Below are 3241 nucleotides of genomic sequence, written 5' to 3' on the forward strand. Positions count from 1 at the left end.
AATTTAAAATCCGGACTACGATTTTTGATCGATCAAAAATCATAGTCCGGATTTTACTGTTAGAGAACCAAGAATTAATAGTTAATTCCCAGCCCCTTACGAGACAGTAAAAATTACCAAAAGCAACGCTTGTTAGTTGCTAAGCTTCATGCCAAAGTAATGAACCAAAGACATAATTTTCTTCAACAAATCTCTACTGAACTAATCAAGAACCACGATTTAGTAGTAGCTGAGGAGTTGCGTAGTAAGAATATGCTCAAAAATCATGCTTTAGCGCTTAGTATCTCTGACGTTGGCTGGCGTTCCTTTCTTGGCATGTTAGCATATAAAGCAGATCTGTATGGTCGGCAATTTATCACAATCAGTCCAAGAAATACTACCCAAACATGTCACAATTGTGGCTTTGTGATGGGTACTAATGGCACGGACAAACTAACGTTAGCTGACCGCAAATGGACTTGTCCTAACTGTGGTACTCACCATATTCGTGACTGGAACGCAGCTAAAAATATTCTTGATAAGGGAATAGCTAAACTAGCCTAGCTTATCTGTCCCTATGGCAACCTGGGGACATAAAAGGCGTTGGTAATTAGACGACCACTACTTGATTACAGCCTCGGCTGGTCAAGCAAGTTGTCCCTATCTACGCAAATTGTGGTCTGAAATCCACGAGGATTTTCAGCTCACAAGCCACTAATTTTAGTCAGTGGTGGTTGACATAGTTCATCATAATTATCAAGATCATAACCAAATAAATCAAATGCTTCAGTAAATGATCCGCGGCCAGCCATAATTTCAATTCTTCCAGGAGCCATTGCATCAATTGTGGCATATTGCTCAAAAACCCGAATTGGATCAATCGTTGGTAAATTAGTAGTGGCGCTTGAAAGATGAATTTGTTTTGTTTTTGCGGCCGCCATCGCTATAATGATTTCAGGTGCCGAAACTGTAAAGTCTTTGCGGTGGTGTTCACCGATAGCATATGCATCAATTCCTACTTGGTCGGCCAATTCTACTTCTTCAATAAGATTTCTAATCCGTTCATCATGGCTAATTGCCTTACCTGTTTTTTCGAGTGGGGTCGTTTCACCAAATGTTGAGATTCCTAATTCGACATTCATAATTAGTTGCTCCTTCCTATTACTTATTTTTTGTAAGTATATAATATCATAAATATTTTTATTTAACAATATCACGTGTATGGGTGTTAATCACGTAAATGGCATGTTTGTAGTGGTGCTGCTTAATGGATGGTAAATAAAAAATGATCCCTTGCTTTCAGTATTGATGACGGCAAGGGATTTTTAACTTTACTTATAAATAATTAGTTTTTTCCTACAAAATTCAAATTTATTCGTTACAATAACTAGTATGGCAAAGAGAAAGAAAAAACAAAATTTAATATATCTATCACTTATTATAATCGTCGCGGCAATAATCGGTGGGAGTTGGTTTTATTCTCATCATACGCGGGAGGTTAGTAATTCATATGCTGTTAGTGAAACGGCTACGTTAAGCAGTAGCGCAAGAATATATAATTCACTTTCAGCAATTCAACGCGTCAACCTGCCTGATCAAGCCTTAGTTAAGGTCAATCGCTACTATCTGCCTTCTAATGATAACGATGATACTTACGCACAGATTAACTATAATGGAAAAAATTATTTTGTTCGGGCCACCGATATTGAGCTGAAAATGAACAACGAAATCAATAGTTATCTTACTCAATCTGGTCTTCCACACGCTAAAATTACTAAACAAATTTTAAGTATATTTGAACAACGCGGGTACAGTACTTCATCTGGAAATCCTCGTGGGGTCGTAATTCACGATACTGGGAATGAAAATTCAACGATTAGTAGTGAAGTATCTTACATGAAGCAAAATTATAGTTCAACTAGAGTGTTTGTTCATACATTTATTGATAATCAACAAATTATTAATATTGCGGATACAAAATATATGGCAGAAGGAGCAGGACCATATGCTAATCCATACTTTGTCCAGTTTGAAATGCCTCATGAATATACCGCAGCATCTTTTGCGAACCAGCTTGGCAACGCTGCTTATTATACAGCCTATATCTTAAAACAGAATAATTTGCCTGTGACGAAGGGAACCAAAGATGGTGGGGGAACTGTTTGGACCCATGCAATGATTTCAAACTATCTTGGTGGGACTGATCACGAAGACCCGATTTCTTATTGGTCGACAGCGGCTCGTAAGCTATTTGGAACAACTTATAACATTAATAACTTTGTTGAATTGGTCCAGGCTTATTACAATCAAATGTGAAGGAAATTACTTTTTGATTTGCTGATTAATTGAGCGAATCTCTTTTTTTATCGAATACCAATTAAGGCTCCAAATGATGGCATAAATTACAATAAAGATAAGCGTGAAAATAGCAAAATTAAGCCAAGTCAGCGGGAACCAACCGCATAGGATTGCTAATGGCGCAAAGCCAGCATAGTAAGCGCAGAAATTAATGATCGTTTTCTTTAGCAGTGACCAATTTTTAAGTTCAAAAATTAAACTGCCAAACCCAAAAACACAGCCAATTAGCATCCATAAAACAACAGAAACAGTTACGCTGTTAAGGGGACGGGCGAATTGGTTAACAAAATTAGGGGATGATGGGTAGTAAGTGGTACTGCCGTTAAGATAGTTGAAAACTAAAGAGATTGCTAAGCCAATTAGAACACCAATTCCTGAGAAACCAATCGAATATTTGACATATTTTTTCATAGTCCTAACCTCGCTTTCAAATTTTTGATTTTTCGTCGCGAAATCTGAATATGGCTACCATTTGTTAAAATTGCATCTATCAAACCATTATCTAATAACTCAAGGCGATCAAGGTAATGATAATTAAAAATAGTGCTGACAGATGCTTCAATAAAATCATTCGGAAGATTGCTTTTGAAGTGAGATAACCGTTCACGATAAAAGTAGGTATGATCTTTTGTTGAAATTTTAGTACCAGTCTTAGCGACAGTTAGTTCAAAGATATCAAGGAATTTAATGGGGATGATTTGATCGGCGTCATAACACCATAATACTGGTTCGGTACTTGTAAAACTTTTTAAGAGGTTATTAATTTGGGGATTCATTTCACGGACAAATAAATCGAAGTGTTCCTCTTCAATATTAGGGTCGATGAGGCTGGGAAAAAACTCCTAGTCCAAAATAAAAACCGGATGATGAATTTTTTGAACAATTCATCATCCGGTTTTTATGT

General features: G+C 36.7%; 3 protein-coding genes and 2 pseudogenes. 2 read left to right on the top strand and 3 right to left on the bottom strand.

The window, feature by feature from the left end:
* Positions 1–96: 96 nt before the first annotated feature.
* Positions 97–543, top strand: a pseudogene (locus AACL61_RS06405) (RNA-guided endonuclease TnpB family protein); the annotation flags it as partial.
* A 176-nt stretch (positions 544–719) separates the two neighbouring features.
* Here AACL61_RS06405 and AACL61_RS06410 read toward each other — a convergent pair.
* Positions 720–1121 (bottom strand): annotated as a pseudogene (locus AACL61_RS06410) (LLM class flavin-dependent oxidoreductase); the annotation flags it as partial.
* Positions 1122–1371: 250 nt separating this feature from the next.
* Here AACL61_RS06410 and AACL61_RS06415 point away from each other — a divergent pair.
* On the top strand, positions 1372–2295 hold the full coding sequence (locus AACL61_RS06415; protein WP_102816280.1) for a peptidoglycan recognition protein family protein: 924 nt from the start codon (positions 1372–1374) through the stop codon (positions 2293–2295).
* A gap of 6 nt (positions 2296–2301) precedes the next feature.
* Here the strand turns inward: AACL61_RS06415 and AACL61_RS06420 are convergent, their stop codons facing one another.
* On the bottom strand, positions 2302–2748 hold the full coding sequence (locus AACL61_RS06420; protein WP_339111142.1) for a DUF3021 domain-containing protein: 447 nt from the start codon (positions 2746–2748) through the stop codon (positions 2302–2304).
* Positions 2745–3113 (bottom strand): LytTR family DNA-binding domain-containing protein, encoded by a 369-nt coding sequence (locus AACL61_RS06425; RefSeq protein WP_339111143.1) that lies wholly within the window; start codon positions 3111–3113, stop codon positions 2745–2747. The genes AACL61_RS06420 and AACL61_RS06425 overlap by 4 nt, the downstream gene beginning before the upstream one ends.
* Between the last annotated feature and the right edge of the window lie 128 nt (positions 3114–3241).

Origin of the sequence: Limosilactobacillus reuteri subsp. porcinus (assembly GCF_036621895.1) — a bacterium.
Lineage (GTDB): Bacteria > Bacillota > Bacilli > Lactobacillales > Lactobacillaceae > Limosilactobacillus > Limosilactobacillus reuteri_J.

Excerpts from the sequence above, each read along its gene's own strand:
- AACL61_RS06415 (WP_102816280.1), top strand. The coding sequence starts at position 1,372 with ATGGCAAAGAGAAAGAAAAAACAAAATTTAATATATCTATCACTTATT.
- AACL61_RS06420 (WP_339111142.1), bottom strand. The coding sequence starts at position 2,748 with ATGAAAAAATATGTCAAATATTCGATTGGTTTCTCAGGAATTGGTGTT.
- AACL61_RS06425 (WP_339111143.1), bottom strand. The coding sequence starts at position 3,113 with ATGAATCCCCAAATTAATAACCTCTTAAAAAGTTTTACAAGTACCGAA.